Origin of the sequence: Streptococcus sp. HMSC076C09, from assembly GCF_001837905.1 — a bacterium.
GTDB lineage: Bacteria > Bacillota > Bacilli > Lactobacillales > Streptococcaceae > Streptococcus > Streptococcus parasanguinis_I.
This window is the reverse complement of the sequence record NZ_KV834647.1, coordinates 131,090-146,760: the sequence shown is the minus strand read 5'-3', so window position 1 is coordinate 146,760 and position 15,671 is coordinate 131,090. Positions and strand designations below refer to the sequence as shown.

Annotated in this window: 14 protein-coding genes and 1 tRNA gene; 6 read left to right on the top strand and 9 right to left on the bottom strand. The window is 43.6% G+C overall.

The window, feature by feature from the left end:
- The first annotated feature begins 141 nt into the window (after window positions 1-141).
- Complete coding sequence (locus HMPREF2704_RS07605) at window positions 142-759, top strand: hypothetical protein (protein WP_049474192.1); 618 nt, start codon at window positions 142-144, stop codon at window positions 757-759.
- Window positions 760-837: 78 nt separating this feature from the next.
- On the opposite strand, the gene HMPREF2704_RS07600 is transcribed toward HMPREF2704_RS07605, so the two are convergent.
- Window positions 838-1,359 (bottom strand): Dps family protein, encoded by a 522-nt coding sequence (locus HMPREF2704_RS07600; protein ID WP_049522575.1) that lies wholly within the window; start codon window positions 1,357-1,359, stop codon window positions 838-840.
- 169 nt (window positions 1,360-1,528) lie between these two features.
- Here HMPREF2704_RS07600 and HMPREF2704_RS07595 point away from each other — a divergent pair, with 169 nt between their 5' ends.
- Window positions 1,529-1,999 carry a COG2426 family protein gene (locus HMPREF2704_RS07595; RefSeq protein WP_049522574.1) on the top strand — a complete coding sequence of 157 codons (471 nt, stop codon included), beginning with the start codon at window positions 1,529-1,531 and terminating at the stop codon, window positions 1,997-1,999.
- 126 nt (window positions 2,000-2,125) lie between these two features.
- Here HMPREF2704_RS07595 and tsf read toward each other — a convergent pair whose 3' ends face one another.
- On the bottom strand, window positions 2,126-3,166 hold the full coding sequence (tsf, locus tag HMPREF2704_RS07590) for a translation elongation factor Ts (protein WP_003001949.1): 1,041 nt from the start codon (window positions 3,164-3,166) through the stop codon (window positions 2,126-2,128).
- Between the two features lie 82 nt (window positions 3,167-3,248).
- Entirely contained in the window at window positions 3,249-4,031 is a 783-nt protein-coding gene (rpsB, locus tag HMPREF2704_RS07585; RefSeq protein ID WP_003002189.1) for a 30S ribosomal protein S2, read from the bottom strand.
- A gap of 264 nt (window positions 4,032-4,295) precedes the next feature.
- Between rpsB and HMPREF2704_RS07580 the strand changes: the two genes are divergently transcribed.
- Together HMPREF2704_RS07580 and HMPREF2704_RS07575 are read left to right on the top strand one after the other, a co-directional pair.
- A tRNA-Cys gene (locus HMPREF2704_RS07580) sits at window positions 4,296-4,366 on the top strand.
- Window positions 4,367-4,510: 144 nt separating this feature from the next.
- Window positions 4,511-5,260, top strand: coding sequence for a hypothetical protein (locus HMPREF2704_RS07575; RefSeq protein WP_070846138.1), 750 nt, complete (start codon window positions 4,511-4,513; stop codon window positions 5,258-5,260).
- Window positions 5,261-5,320: 60 nt separating this feature from the next.
- Here HMPREF2704_RS07575 and nusG read toward each other — a convergent pair whose 3' ends face one another.
- The 3 genes from nusG to rpmG form a co-directional block, all read right to left on the bottom strand.
- Complete coding sequence (nusG, locus tag HMPREF2704_RS07570; RefSeq protein WP_003002077.1) at window positions 5,321-5,857, bottom strand: transcription termination/antitermination protein NusG; 537 nt, start codon at window positions 5,855-5,857, stop codon at window positions 5,321-5,323.
- 187 nt (window positions 5,858-6,044) lie between these two features.
- Window positions 6,045-6,221, bottom strand: coding sequence for a preprotein translocase subunit SecE (gene secE, locus HMPREF2704_RS07565; RefSeq protein ID WP_003002261.1), 177 nt, complete (start codon window positions 6,219-6,221; stop codon window positions 6,045-6,047).
- Between the two features lie 9 nt (window positions 6,222-6,230).
- Window positions 6,231-6,383, bottom strand: a complete 153-nt coding sequence (gene rpmG, locus HMPREF2704_RS10885) for a 50S ribosomal protein L33 (protein ID WP_003009043.1) — start codon at window positions 6,381-6,383, stop codon at window positions 6,231-6,233.
- 144 nt (window positions 6,384-6,527) lie between these two features.
- Between rpmG and HMPREF2704_RS07560 the strand changes: the two genes are divergently transcribed.
- Window positions 6,528-7,442: a KPN_02809 family neutral zinc metallopeptidase gene (locus HMPREF2704_RS07560; protein ID WP_003009045.1), complete on the top strand. Its 915-nt coding sequence runs from the start codon at window positions 6,528-6,530 to the stop codon at window positions 7,440-7,442.
- Window positions 7,443-7,771: 329 nt separating this feature from the next.
- On the opposite strand, the gene pbp2a is transcribed toward HMPREF2704_RS07560, so the two are convergent.
- Window positions 7,772-10,006, bottom strand: coding sequence for a penicillin-binding protein PBP2A (gene pbp2a, locus HMPREF2704_RS07555; protein WP_070846136.1), 2,235 nt, complete (start codon window positions 10,004-10,006; stop codon window positions 7,772-7,774).
- Between the two features lie 103 nt (window positions 10,007-10,109).
- Between pbp2a and HMPREF2704_RS07550 the strand changes: the two genes are divergently transcribed.
- On the top strand, window positions 10,110-10,973 hold the full coding sequence (locus HMPREF2704_RS07550) for an RluA family pseudouridine synthase (RefSeq protein ID WP_070846134.1): 864 nt from the start codon (window positions 10,110-10,112) through the stop codon (window positions 10,971-10,973).
- A gap of 26 nt (window positions 10,974-10,999) precedes the next feature.
- Here the strand turns inward: HMPREF2704_RS07550 and HMPREF2704_RS07545 are convergent, their stop codons facing one another.
- Together HMPREF2704_RS07545 and HMPREF2704_RS07540 are read right to left on the bottom strand one after the other, a co-directional pair.
- Window positions 11,000-13,771 (bottom strand): GBS Bsp-like repeat-containing protein, encoded by a 2,772-nt coding sequence (locus tag HMPREF2704_RS07545; RefSeq protein WP_070846132.1) that lies wholly within the window; start codon window positions 13,769-13,771, stop codon window positions 11,000-11,002.
- Window positions 13,772-13,914: 143 nt separating this feature from the next.
- Window positions 13,915-15,671 (bottom strand): GBS Bsp-like repeat-containing protein (locus tag HMPREF2704_RS07540; RefSeq protein ID WP_176745641.1); only part of this gene is annotated, 1,757 nt, incomplete at its 5' end.

Genomic DNA, 15,671 nt, shown 5'->3' with positions numbered 1-15,671 from the left:
GAGCGATAGGCCCCAATTTCGCTCCAACTATAGTTAGATTAAGAATTCCTTTAATTAGTACAAACAAGCTTTATTTGTTACCTACCCGTAATAAAAATATGATAAAATGGTTCAACTAATGTAAAAAAATGAGGTTTACCTATGAGTGAAAAAATAGAATATAAAAAAGAAAAAATTTCTTATTCCTATTCTATCGTTCCTATAATCGTGATGATTTTAATTTTTCTATTTCAAGCAATCCAATCAGGTTCTCAAGTAAAATCAACTCCCCAAGGGACCTTCTCTAGTTCAAGGCAAGAACTTCACTACTCTTCAACCCAGAATCAAATCACGTCCGCAAGGAATACCGAAGCCTCTCAGCTTTCAAGTTCAAGAAATAATGATGATTTTCTTTTTCTTTTTCTTGTATTCACCGGATTTTCTATCGCTTCCTTCTTACTTATCGCCTGCTACAATGGGATGACAGCAATTGAGCCTCCCCTCCTCACTATCACTGATGATGCTATCTATACTATTGGAAATGCATATCGAAACCAGTTACAGATGAAATATAGCGACATCCATAAAATAGAATACAAAATAAAGACTAGCTCCGCTAACGATGTTACTTATACAGATCGCTTTCTTTATTTTTATGATAAGAAGGACAAACTACTCGACAAGGTGAATTTTTCAAATGCAGAAGGAGCCGATTTTAATACAATACAAAAGCAAATTAAAGAACGCGCACCTCACATCGAATGGATTTATCCTTCCTAAATAAATTTCTACTAATTTTTCCCACTAGAAAAAACACCAAAAAAATAGAAGCCAATGGCTTCTATTTTTTTTATGATCTTATAATCCTGGTTCTTGACCAAGTTCAGCTGCCACCATCCAAATGTTCTTTTCAAGTTCTGCTTTAGCCCCAACAAAGATATCGTTGGTTACATCGTCGCCTTCAGCGTCGGTAACATCCAAAGCTTTTTGGTAAAGGCCGTCAAGGTAATGGAAGATTTCAAGAGCACGTGTCAAGCTTTCTTCTACATTTTTCGTAAATGTTCCACGGCGTTCTTCAATATTGCTGTGTTCCAAAAATTCAGTCATGCTAGAATATGGCGCGCCACCAAGAGTGATCAAGCGTTCGCTCACTTCATCCAAGGTTGCATCCAAGCTGTCCATGTATTCGTCCATCTTTGGATGCCAAACCATAAAGCCACGTCCACGCATATACCAGTGTACTTGGTGAAGGGCAATGTGAGCGACGTAGAGATCTGCTACGACTTGGTTCAAGAGGGCTTTTGTTTCTGGAAGAGTTTCTTTATTAGAAGGTGCAAAAGTTGCTACATCAGTAGCTGCTTCATGTTTCATAGTTGTCATATCGTTTCTCCTTTTTTATAATGATTCTAATTAACTATGTCTCTATTATATGCTTCCTCCACCAGAAAGTCAAGATAAAAGATTTAAAAAGTTCATTCCAAAGCTGGAATAGTTGTCAATTGAAGGAAGATACGATAGAATGAAGAAGACTAATCGAAAGGCTTGACTAATGAAATATATCTTTACCTTCCTGATCTCCATGGTGCCCCTTGTTGAATTGCGTGGAGCCATCCCTTTTGCCATTGCAAATGGTATTCCCTTATGGACAGCGCTCCTGATCGGAGTGATCGGAAATCTTCTCCCCGTCCCTCTGATCTTCTTCTTCGCCCGCCATATTCTTACTTGGGGGGCAAAAAAACCAATTATCGGAGGCTTTTTTAGCTGGTGTCTCAATAAAGGCCATCGAGGCGGACAGAAATTAGAAAAAGCTGCAGGAGACAAGGGAATTTTCTGGGCCCTACTCCTATTCGTCGGCATTCCTTTACCAGGAACTGGTGCCTGGACCGGAGCTCTTGCAGCTTCTATCCTTGACTGGGACATCAAACGCAGTAGCCTCGCAGTCATGCTCGGAGTGATACTAGCCGGCCTCATCATGGGAACCCTGTCTCTGCTTCTAGGAATCGATACCTTCGCACATTAAGCAAAAGAATGAGCCCATGATATCAGTTCACATAATATTTTCTCTGAATCTTTCCTTAGGTGAGTTATTTAGATGAATTTATCTTACAAAAAAGAGGTTTCCTTCGAAACCTCTTATTTTTTATTCTTAGTTGTTAAGAGCTGCTGCCATTGTAGCTGCAACTTCTGCTTCAAAGTCATTTGAAGCTTTTTCAATACCTTCACCAACTTCAAAACGAACGAATTCGATAACTGAAGCATTTACTGATTCAAGGTAAGCTTCAACTGTCTTGCTGTCATCCATGATGTAGACTTGTGCAAGAAGAGTGTAGGCTTGGTCAACTTTTGTGTTGTCCAAGAAGAAGCGATCCATTTTACCTGGGATGATTTTATCCCAGATTTTTTCTGGTTTACCTTCAGCTGCCAATTCAGCTTTGATATCTTCTTCAGCTTGAGCAACCACTTCGTCAGTCAATTGTGCTTTTGAACCGAATTTCAAGTGTGGAAGAGCTGGTTTACCAACCATTGCACGGCTTTCGTTATCTTGGTCGATGACGTGGTTCAATTGTGCCAATTCATCTTTCACGAATTGTTCATCCAATTCTTTGTATGAAAGAACAGTTGGTTTCATTGCAGCGATGTGCATTGAGATTTGTTTAGCAAGTGCTTCGTCTCCACCTTCGATCACAGAGATAACACCGATACGTCCACCGTTGTGTTGGTAAGCACCGAAGTGTTGTGCATCTGTTTTTTCAAGCAAAGCAAAACGACGGAATGAAATTTTTTCACCGATTGTAGCTGTTGCAGATACGTATGCAGCTTCAAGAGTTTCACCTGAAGGCATTGTCAAAGCAAGAGCTTCTTCGTTGTTAGCTGGTTTACCTTCAGCGATCACTTTCGCTGTTGCGTTTACCAATTCAACGAATTGAGCGTTTTTCGCAACGAAGTCAGTTTCAGCATTCACTTCAACAACTGCTGCAACATTACCGTTGACATAAACACCAGTCAAACCTTCAGCGGCAACACGGTCAGCTTTCTTAGCTGCTTTAGCCATACCTTTTTCGCGAAGCAATTCGATCGCTTTTTCGATATCACCTTCAACTTCAACCAATGCCTTTTTAGCGTCCATGACACCGGCACCAGATTTTTCACGCAATTCTTTTACAAGCTTAGCTGTAATTTCTGCCATTTTTGTTCTCCTATATTTTTTAATAAAATAAGAGGGTCGGGCTGAGCCCTGCCCTCTTAGGTTCGTTACTTATTGAATGAAATTAAGCGTTGTCGCCTTCTACAACTTCAACGATTTCTTCGATTGAATCAGCTTGACCTTCAGTAGCTGCCAATTCAGCTTCTACTGTAGCAACACTGTCTTCACCTTGACGTCCTTCGATAACAGCGTCAGCCATTTTCGCAGTGATCAATTTAACAGCGCGGATAGCGTCATCGTTCGCTGGGATGATAACATCGATATCATCTGGGTCAGTGTTTGTGTCGACCATCGCTACAACTGGGATACCCAATTTCTTAGCTTCTTTAACAGCGATTTGTTCTTTATGTGGATCCACAACGTACATTACGTCTGGGATACGAGGCATGTCTTCGATACCGCCCAAGAATTTTTCAAGACGAGCGCGTTGTTTGTTCAACAATGCAACTTCTTTCTTAGGAAGAACTTCAAAAGTTCCATCTTCTTCCATGCGTTTGATTTCTTTCAAACGAGCGATACGTTTTTGGATTGTTCCCCAGTTAGTAAGAGTTCCACCCAACCAACGGTGGTTGATGAAGTATTGACCTGCACGAACAGCTTCTTCTGCAACAGCATCAGCAGCTTGTTTCTTAGTACCTACGAACAAGATCACTGCATCATTTGCAGCTGCATCACGCATGAAGTCGTATGCTTGGTCTGCATATTTTACAGTTTGTTGCAAGTCGATAACGTGGATTCCGTTACGTTCTGTGAAGATGTACTTAGCCATCTTAGGGTTCCAGCGACGAGTTTGGTGACCGAAGTGTACACCAGCCTCAAGAAGTTGTTTCATTGAAATTACTGCCATGAGTAGTTTCTCCTTTTTTGTTTTTTTCTCCTCTCTCAGACGTCAACTTGCAGCACGACCACAAGGGCAACGGTGCCACAATGGATCCGAGATGAGTATTTGCTGTCTTAGACAACTCTATAAGTATAGCAGAAATCACTAGAATTCGCAAGCTATTTGAGAGATTTTTTCAATCCCTACGATGAAATGGTTTTCTAAAGTTGTTTGACGTAAAAAGTTTTTCTTGACCTATCTTTATTTTTAGGTTACAATATTATATGTTATGGCGGTATAGCCAAGTGGTAAGGCACGGCTCTGCAAAAGCTTGATCGTCGGTTCAAATCCGTCTACCGCCTTGATAATAAAATTTTTTATCATCTTTTATCTTTTAAAAATTCCCCTAGCAATAGGGGGTTTTTTTGTTGCCATTTGCTCCATTCCTTGATTATTGATATAATAAAACCTCGCCTGATCGGCGAAGCACATTAGAAAGGGTATTTATGAAAAACATTCGTTTCTTTACGATCGGCCTTCTTTCACTAGTGACACTAGCCGCTTGCTCACCTGCCAATTCTGCGCAACCAGCAAAAACAGCTTCTAGCTCTAGAAAACCGATCAAACAATCTTCTACCAAAGCATCATCTAGTAGATCGTCTAGCACTTCTTCAGACAGCACTAGCTCAGATGATTTTTCAGGTCGCTTCAGCTTGGATCCAGATGATGGCGCATCTCTCCAATATGTGCCAGGAGCTGCATCCATTCCTGAGATCGAAAAGCTCAAGAACCTCCACCCTACCACCGGTTTTGTATTAAGAACCGAAGATGGACAAGAGGTTGGTGGGCCAAAAGAAAGAAGCAGTTACGATGACGTAGTTGCGGCCTTTGGTCAACCCGTAAGTAGCACAGACAGTGCGAATCCTGGCGATGGGGTCAATGTTTGGGCAACAGACAATGGCGATATCATGGCTTTCTTCCGCAATAATGTGTTAACAGATATCACCTTCCGACTAAGAGGGGGCGATGCCAACCACCAGTCTACTAGCAGCATTTCCAAATCCGATACACCAAAAACGGCCCTCGAACGTCTCGGAAAACCCTATACCATTATGCGTTCAGAAAATGGGACCAGCTATGTCTATAAAGATAGCAACGGAGATGAATCTAGCTTTTCTACACAAGGAAATAAGATCTTCAATGTTACGTCTGCTGCAGAAACCAAGCAGTTAAAAAAAGATCACTGGCCTGGATAAAAATCAATAACGATCCATACAAAGAACCCTCCAAGTTTTTCTTGGAGGGTTCTATTTTTCTTACAATTCAGCAATTTGGTTCAAATTCACTTCTGCAACCGTATCGTTACCGAACATAGAAATGACCATTTTCACCTTGTTGTTATCAATTTCAGTGATCTTACCAGTATAGTCTGTGAAGGCACCGTCGATGATACGAACCGTATCGCCCACCTTGACATCCAAATCAAACTCTTGAACGGTTTGACCCATAGAGAGCAAGATGCTGCGGATTTCTTCTTCCAATAATGGAGTTGGTTTTGAACGGTTCCCGTGTGATCCGACGAAACCAGTAACGTTCGGTGTATTCCGAACGACAAACCAAGCTTCATCTGTCATGACCATTTCAACCAAGACATAACCTGGGAAGCGGTTTTCTTCGATTTCTTTGGTTTTACCGTTTTTCTCAACTTGTACGGTTTGAGTTGGAATCTCTACGCGCAAGATGTTTTCTAACATATTGTAAGTTTGCGCACGTTGCAAAAGATTCTCTTTTACCTTGTTTTCATATCCTGAGTAGGTTTGTAGTACAAACCAGCCTTTATCAAAACTGTCCATTTGGGCATCCTTTCTTTCTGTTTAGCCTGCTCGAGCTTTTGTGAACATACTAAAAAAAGCCTCTTGGCTTTCCTTTCCCTAGCTTCATTATACCACATTTTGCAGGAATTCAAAGAGGTTTGCTGATTTATTTTTAAGAAAAAACCGCAAAAAGTGGGACCCTGGGGATCCCACCTGGCTTCTTTTCTTAAAAGAAATTGATCATGTGCAATAGGCCACGTGCAATGACTTTGTCAAACAAATAAATCAATGCAACAAAGAAAGCGGTGTACTCAATCACTGAGATAAAGTTTTTCCATCTTTCCTTGCGATTTGGCCAAGTTGTATCTTTTAGTAAGACGAAAATATCTTTAATGAATTTCACAACTCTCTCCTATCGTGTTTCTTTATGGATGGTATACTTGCTGCAATGCTTGCAGAATTTATTGACTTCTAGACGTGTTGGTTTTGGCGTCCCACTCAACTTAATGGAGTAATTGCGTGACCCACAAACCGTACACGCTAGACTTGCTTTTTTTAATGCCATAACGCCTCCGTTCATCCCATTATAGCAAGTTTTCCACGTTTTGACAAGAACAGAAAATCTCCTGTCAAGAAAAAAGCAAATCTAAAGCGTTATCACTCTGGTTTTTTCCTCATTTTTGGTAAAATAAAACAAAAGGAGACGAATATGAAAAGTGATAACCTAAAAGAAAGTAGAAATATCGAAGACCGTCGAGGGCAAAGCTACTCCCAGTCTTCAGGCAATAGTAATCTTGGCGGAGGCATTTTACAGATCTTACTATCGCCGGGGAGCTTCAAAAGTAAGATCGTCCTCATCCTTCTTCTGGTTCTTCTAGGAGGTGGTGGCGCTAGCCTTGGGGGTCTCTTTGGAAATGGGACTTCTTCCCAACCTTACCAGTCCACCCAAGTCACGCGCACCAACAAGACCCATGTCGACGATGCAGATGCCGAGTTCGTCAGCAAGGTCCTTGGAACAACAGAAGATCATTGGCACAAGGTCTTTCAAGCTGAAGGACGTACTTACCATGAGCCCAAACTAGTCTTCTATACCGGACGGACACAGACAGGCTGTGGGGTTGGGCAAGCATCGGCTGGTCCCTTCTACTGTCCGACCGACAAAAAGATTTATTTGGATATGAGCTTCTACAAGGAATTAACAACCAAATACAAGGCTAGCGGGGACTTCGCCATGGCCTACGTGATCGCTCACGAAGTCGGCCACCACGTGCAAAATGAGCTGGGAATCCTTGGTAAATACCATCGGATGCAACAAGGTCTTTCTGAAAAGGAACGAAATGCCATCAGTGTCCGCATTGAGCTACAAGCTGATTATCTAGCCGGTGTCTGGGCCCGCTCCATTCAAGACCGAAACCTTCTAGATATCGGCGATATCGAAGAAGCCATGAATGCAGCCCATGCAGTCGGGGATGACACTCTCCAAGAGCAAGCCTACGGCTACTCGGTACCAGATAGCTTTACCCACGGAACTTCAGAACAGCGCATGCGCTGGTTCAAACGGGGCTACCAGTACGGGGATCTCCAACACGGCGATACCTTTAGCTTGTCAGATAGCGAACTCTAAACAAAGGTCTATTCAGAAATCCTTCTGAATGGATCTTTTTAGAATATAGACAAATTGCATTTTACATAAAACAATCTAAGTAACGTTGAAAAATTAAAATAATTAATACTATTAGGATCATTTCAACAGAAACTTTCCGCTGTGAGAAAAGTGCTAGAAACACTATTGTTTCTAGCACTCGGGAGTTTTGGAACCTTAGGTCCAAAACTAAGTCATGGAACTTCTTCGATGTTCGCTGACGTCCGTACTCACCTAAGGAAAGTTTCTAAGAAGACTTTGTCTTCAATCTGCAAAAAACGATTCAGAAATTCTTCTGAATCGTTTTTTGATTAGAAACCAAGCCAGCCTTTGAAGGTATCCCAAGCGTTTTTCGCTTTTCCTGGGATATCGGCCTCGTCGATTGCTTTCTTCGCATTATCGACCATATTCGACGCTTTTTCTTTGACATCCTCAAAGAAACCTTTGTCTTCTTTGCTGTCTGTTTCTGTCGTTTCTTCTCCAACTGGTGCAATGCCGTTTTCAGCATAAGAGTTCTTCACCGAGTCAAACTGAGTACCGTCTGTATAAGGCAGAACACTATTGGCAACATTACGGAAGATCTCGGACGCCGTTCCAGCACTACTGTCCGTCAGGTAGTGATTTTCATCGGTCGTTGGGAAACCAAGCCATTGACTGATGACCACATCTGGTGTGTAGCCGATCACCCATTGGTCTCCAGAGAGGTCCTTGTTAAAGCTGGTCTCTGTCGTACCGGTTTTCCCTGCCATGGTATAGCCATAAGGCGCAGCGTTAACCCCTGTACCATTACTGAAGGTACCAAGCATCATATTGGTCATCTTATCTGTCGTTGAACCACTAAGCACTCGGGTTGATTTCTGGCTGTGGCTCTTGACCACTTGGCCACTGGCATTTTCGATCTTGGTAATGAGGTGGGCATCATTCATGACCCCTCCATTGGCAAAGGTTCCATAAGCTTGGGCCATCTGCATCGGATTGGTCGTCACACCAGCTCCCAAGGCAACTGCAAGCGATTTTTCCACCTTGTCCATGTTGAGGCCGAATTTTTTCCCGTACTCAAAGACCGTATCGAGACCCAAATCATTAGCCGTCGCTACGGCTGGAAGGTTAAGAGATTCTGCCAAGGCCTGGTACATCGGTACCGTTGGGCTAGACTGGATTCCCGCATAGTTATTAACCTCATAGCTTCCATATTGGGTGGTACTATTGTCCAATTCCTTATTGGTCGACCAACCTTCAGCAACAGCTGGGCTATAGACAACCAAAGGTTTGATGGTTGATCCTGGACTACGGGCAGCCTGGGTAGCGTAGTTGTAGGTACGGAAACCTGGATTTTGATCGCTTCCGACACGCCCTACGAGAGCCCGAACCCCTCCGGTCTTAGGATCGAGGGCGACACTACCAGACTCTGCGCGCGTGCCGTCTTCCGCTACTGGGAAGAGGGCCGTATTGTCATAGATCACCTGCATGCTTGCTTGGTAATTCTGATCCAGCTCGGTGTAGATCCGGTAGCCATTTTTGACAATGTCTTCTTCGGTCAGGCCATATTCATTGACCGCTTCATTGATGACCGCATCAAAATAGGATGGGTAGCGGTAATCCTCTGACTTGCCTTCATAGGCATCGACCAGCTGTCCATGGATATCCACAGCAGCCGACTGATCAGCCGTTTTCTGGTCAATATAGCCAGCCGCCACCATATTTTGGAGGACCGTATTGCGGCGATTGGTCGCATTCTCTACCGAATAGAGCGGGTTATAGATTTCCGGTCCCTTGAGCATACCTGCGAGAACCGCAGACTGATCCAGACTTAATTGACTGGCTGAAACCCCAAAATACTTCTTGGAAGCATCCTCAATACCCCAAACCCCATTTCCAAAATAGGCATTGTTGAGGTACATGGTGAGGATCTCTTTTTTACTGTATTTCTTATTGATTTCAAGCGCTAGGAAGAATTCCTTGGCCTTGCGCTCTACCGTCTGGTCCTGAGACAGGTAAGCATTCTTGGCTAGCTGCTGGGTGATGGTCGACCCACCACCTGAGCGACCCAGGGTCAAAATCGCTAAGAAGAAGCGACCATAGTTGATCCCGCTATTCTTGTAAAAGCTCCGGTCTTCTGTTGCGACCACGGCATTTTGCAGATTCTCACTAATGGCATCGAGTTCGACATAGGTTCCTTTTTGCCCGGTCAAACTTCCCGCCTGGTCCCCATTCTTATCATAGATAATGGTGGTCGCCTTCAGTGCATTCTGCAAATCCTTGACGTTGGTCGTCTTAGCAAGGTAGAAAAGATAGCCCCCTGTCAAGAGGCTAAAGCCTAGCCCAATGATCAGGAGAATCTTGGTCAAATGGAATCTGCGCCAAAAACGACGGAAGGGGTGTTGAGAGAGAGGCTTGCTTCTATGCTTGCCTGAGCGACTATAGGTCGGCTCTACTGTCTCTTCCGGTAGTTCTGTGTCTGGCACTTCTTCTGCCACCGCTTTGGGCAGATGATCCTTTCTAAAAAAAGTGATCAGGTTTTCAAATAATTCTTTTATTCTATTCATACCTGTTATTGTAACACCTTATCCTTGTCCTAGCAAGAAAAGATAGCTCCTCGCTATTTCTTATTTAGTTTTCTTTAAGCTTAGATTTTGCTACAATAGGGTCATGAACTATCAATTTACCATTCCACAATCCTTTCCCCAGATGACTGTGGAAGAGCTCCTTGAAGACTACTTCCTCATCCCCCGTAAGATCCGGCATTTTTTACGAGTCAAGAAGCACGTCTTGGTCAATGGCGAGACCATCAACTGGCAGAGCCCCGTTCAAAAAGGAGACCAGATCCAGCTGATCTTTGACGCGGACGATTACCCTGAAAAAGAGCTCCCAGCCGGAGACCCGAGTCTGGTCGAAGAACTCTATCAGGATGAGCATGTCATCATCGTCAATAAGCCCGAAGGTATGAAAACCCATGCCAATGAGCCGACAGAAATTGCTCTTCTCAACCATGTTTCCAGCTATGTTGGATCTACCTGCTACGTCGTGCACCGCTTAGACAAGGAAACCAGCGGAGCGATTTTATTTGCCAAAAATCCTTTTATCCTGCCCATTCTCAACCGCATTTTAGAAGATAAAAACATCCAACGCGAGTACTGGGCCTTTATCCAAGGCAGCTTAGCACAAAAAACTATCGTCTACAAGGATAAAATCGGACGCGATCGCCACGATCGGCGCAAGCGCCTGGTCGATCCACGCAAGGGACAGTATGCAGAAACTCAGGTGACGCAACTGAAAAAAATCGGACGAAACAGCCTGGTCAAATGCCAGCTCAAAACGGGGCGTACCCATCAGATCCGGGTTCATCTCTCCCATCATGGCCACCCGATTGTCGGGGATCCTCTCTATAACCCTGCACGCGGAGAGCGACTCATGCTCCATGCTCACCGCTTGACCTTCACCAATCCATTAACCCTTGAAACCATCCAAGTCGAGGCCCCTTCCAAGAGTTTCGAAGAAGGGTTGAAAAAATAAGAAAAGAAGCCTGCGGCTTCTTTTTTTTATTGATAGCGAGGAGTTGCAAATCCACGGATATTGCCATGTCCGATTCGGTAGGTATTGCGACGGACTTGGTTGTTGGAGTTTCCTTCAATGGTATGAATGATTCCGTTTGAGACGCTTTCGACAATTCCGATGTGATCCGCAAAGCCATTGTTTTGTTGGCTATTTTGATCCCAGTTAAAGGTGATGATGTCCCCTGCTTTTGGTGTAGTGGTACCATCTTCATTCCAGATGCCCAAGCGTTTGAAGATCTGGATGTGACGTTCGACTCCACATTCACGACCAATCAAACCGCTCAAACCTTCCCGCTGGAAGACTGTTGTGACAAAGATATCACACCAGTCATCGGTCGTCTTCACTGCATAACCAACTGGAAGTGGTTTGACACTGTTGTAATCATTGACCAATTGATGGTGAGCTGCAGTGCCGCCACGAACGCCCACTAGACTAGCTGCTGCCCGTAAGACACGGTCCCGTTGCCCATTCGTTACACGAGGATTAAAAGCAGTTTGATCTACTGTCGCACGAGGATGAAGGGCTGTTTGACCCAGGTTAAAGCCTTCAACGCCACCATCGACATAGTCCACATAGACGTGGGTGGTATAGTTACCTGATTGGTACTGGTGATTTGCTGCAGAGACCTGCACTTCTGTGTGCATACCAGAAGGTGCTGTTGAATACCAGAAGAGATTTTCCTGATGAGCTTGAGACCACGCAGCGACACGGATGTTCTTAATCCGACGTCCCTGAGGCGCTTGATCCACCGTTACCGTAAAGGTTCCAGCACCAGAATTAACATTCTTGATCCCTGTTTGTGTCTTTGTCTTAGCATTTCGGAATTCGACTTCTGTCGTCGTGGTACCAATACCCACACGAGAGCCATCATTTTGGATGTAGTAGAGGTGGATATGGTACTTACCAGTAGAGTTCTTGTGATCGCTGGCTTTAACAGATACCTTGTAGTCTCCGTTCGCTTGACGAGTTGCTTCATACCAGCGGATATCGTCTTGGCCGTCCTTATCCGACCAAGTTGGGACTTGCACAGTTCGCACACCTTTAGGATTGTAGACATCCTTAATGATGACGTCAAAGGTACCTGTATCCTTGTTGTTGTTTTGGATTAGGATCGTACCAGAACGGCGGGCTTGACGCACTTCTGTCGTAGTTTCTGTAATATAGCTTCGTTGATTATTTTGATCTACGTAATAAACATGGACATTGTACTTACCATCCTCATTTTTATGATCTGAGGCTTTAATGGTCGCACGGTAGCTGCCATCACTTTGAAGGACTGCTTTATGCCATACCAGGTCATCAGGCCCGTTTGAATCTGACCATGTTGGGATCAGAACTTCTTTCAAACCAGTTGGAGCTACAACATTACGAATAACGGCATCAAAGGTGCCTGTTACAGTATTGTTGTTCTCAATTGTGACAGTGCCACTTGGTTTGACTTCACGTACTTCTGTCGTAGTCTCTGTGATGTAGGCTTTTTGATTATTTTGATCTACGTAGTAAATATGAACATTAAATTCACCTATGTCATTCTTATGATCAGATGCTTTAATGGTTGCACGGTAGCTGCCATCACTTTGACGCACTGCCTTATGCCAAATCAAATCGTCCTGACCATTTTTGTTAGACCAAGTAGGGACTAAAACTTCTTTCAAACCAGTTGGAGCGACTACATTGCGAATAACGGCATCAAAAGTACCTTTCTCAGTATTGTTATTCTCAATCGTTACTGTGCCACTTGGTTTGACCTGATGAACTTCTGTAATTGCCTCTGTCACATAACGTCGATGATTATCGGCATCAATGAAATGTACATGAACGTTGTATTTCCCACTATCGTTCTTATGATCGCTCGCTTTAATAGTTACACGATAAGAGCCATCAGCTTGGAGAGTTGCCTTGTGCCAGATAAGGTCATCTTGACCACCAACCAAACTCCATGATGGAACTAAAACCTCTTTTAGACCAGTCGGTGCAACAATTTTGCTAACAACCGCATCAAAGGTGCCTGCTACTGGGTTATTGTTTTCAATCGTCAGAACACCACTTGGTCGAACGTAATCAACCGAAACTACTTGTTCAGCGATATAGTGGCGTTTACCAGAGTTATCAACGACGTATGCATCGGCACGGTAGTCTCCTTTATTCCCTTTATGCTCACTCGCCTTAATCGTTACGCGATAGCTACCATCAGTTTGCTTAGTAGCCTTATGCCAAATAAGATCATCTTGACCATTTTCAAGACTCCATGATGGTACCAAAACCTCTTTCACACCTTCTGGGGATATGATATTGCTGACAACTGCATCAAATGCACCGGTAGTTTGATCATTGTTTTCAATTGAGAGAGTACCACTCGGTTTCTGTACTTTTTCTGTTGGTATACTATTATCTTCTGCTTCTATCACTCGTGCCCGTGCGCCGTAGGGAGCACGACTAGCTACCACGGCAGGTACTGGATGCTCTGATACAACCTTGTCGCTAGTATCCTTGTCAGAAGACTGGTTATTGCTAAGAGTCGGTGTATTAGGTGCTGTCTCTACTCCAACAGCATTTTCTGTCTGAATACCTTTCTCAACTCCCACTCCTTCGCTTACAGTATTCTGAGCTTCTGATGAAGTTGTTGTTGCAACGACAGCTGATGTTTTTTCTGGTGTTTGATCGGACGCATGTTGCTCATCGGCTTTGACTTGTTGTGTCGAAAAAGCCAACAAAACGGCTGTCCCAGCATAAAAAATAAGATCTTTCTTTTTCATGTATCTTCCCTTACAATTTTTTTACGGATTGTACCCACATAGTAGTATTATAGCACAAACCGCCGGATCAAGAAACAATATCATTAGAAGATTTTATCCTGTTTTTAAAGAAAACAGAAGGCCAATTTGGCCTTCTGATCAGCTTATGCAAAAATAGAGAAGAAAGGTGCTCCAAGCTTGTTATCCATCGGATCCTTACTCTTAATAGAGTGAAGATAATTGATAGAGTACCAGCCGTTGTTGCCGCTATTATATGGATCGCGTACATAGGTTCTTCCATTGTCATAACCATGCAAGACCAACTCATGGGTATAAGGATCGCTAGTAAATTGGCTATTGCCTACCGCAGCAAGTACATGCTTGCCAGCCATGAGGGCTTCTGCAATGCTTCCAGCTCCATTAATCAATTGGCTCTTCAAGCCCCAGTTACGAGTGGCAGCTACAATCCCATCAGAATCTGTTCCTGCTTCACCTTTGTTAAATGAATCAGTATTGTTGTAGAGATAATCAGCCACTGTTGTTGGCAAAACAGTTCTGCCAAGAATATCTGTGAAGGTCATGGCAAGAGAGGTTGGCACACAACCTGACTGATCGACATTGCTCACACCGTAATATTTCCCAGCCCAACGAGGATCACGTTGAGAATAATAGGTTGTTTGTGGATTCACCTTTTGATTTCGTGGAGTCAAGGCTGTCTGACCGAGGTTAAAACCTTCAACTCCCCCATCTTTGTAGTCCACATAGACGTGAGTGGTATAGTTGCCCGCTTCATTACCGTGATTATTGGCAGAGACAGTGATCTCTGTGTGCATACCTGTCGGCGTTGCGGAATACCAGTAAAGATTTTCTTGATGAGCTTTAGACCAAGCTGCGACACGAATATTCTTAATCTGACGACCTTGAGGGGCTTGATCTACAGCTACTGTATAAGTCCCGTTCGTTGCATTGACATTCTTGATAGCAGCTTGCGTCTTGGTCATGGCATTTCGGAATTCCACATCTGTAGTCGCGGTGCCAACACCTACGCGAGAACCATCATCTTGAATGTAATAAAGGTGAACATGGTACTTACCAGTAGAGTTCTTGTGATCGCTCGCTTTTACAGATACCTTGTAGTCTCCGTTCGCTTGGCGTGTTGCTTCATACCAGCGAATATCGTCTTGGCCATCCTTATCAGACCAAGTAGGAACTTGCACAGTCTGCACCCCTTTAGGGCTATAGACATCCTTGATGATGACATCAAAGGTACCTGTATCCTTGTTGTTGTTGACAACCGAAATGATTCCCGTTGGTTTATCATGCTTAACGGTTACAACTGTTTCAGTAACATAATGACGGTTGTTATCATTATCAACGACATAAAGGTCTGCACGATAATTCCCTAGTGAGTTTTTATGATCACTCGCTTTAATAGTCACTCGATAACTTCCATCTGCTTGACGATTTGCCTTGTGCCATACAAGATCATCCTGTCCGTTTTCAAGGCTCCATGATGGAACTAAGATTTCCTTTACACCAGTCGGTGCCACCACATTACGAATAACCGCATCAAAACTACCAGTTGAAACATTATTGTTTTCGATCGTTAATGAAGCAGTTGGGCGTGATTGACGAACGTCAACTACTTTTTCAGAAATATAATGACGATTGTTGGAATCATCTACAATGTAGGCATCAGCACGGTAATTACCAGTTGAATCCTTATGATCCGTTGCTTTGATAGTCACACGATAAGAACCATCTGCTTGACGCGTTGCCTTGTGCCAAATGAGGTCATCTTGGCCACCAACCAAACTCCATGATGGAACTAGAACTTCTTTTAGACCAGTCGGTGCAACAATATTACTAACAACCGCATCAAAGGTACCTGCTACTGGGTTATTGTTTTCAATCGTCAGAA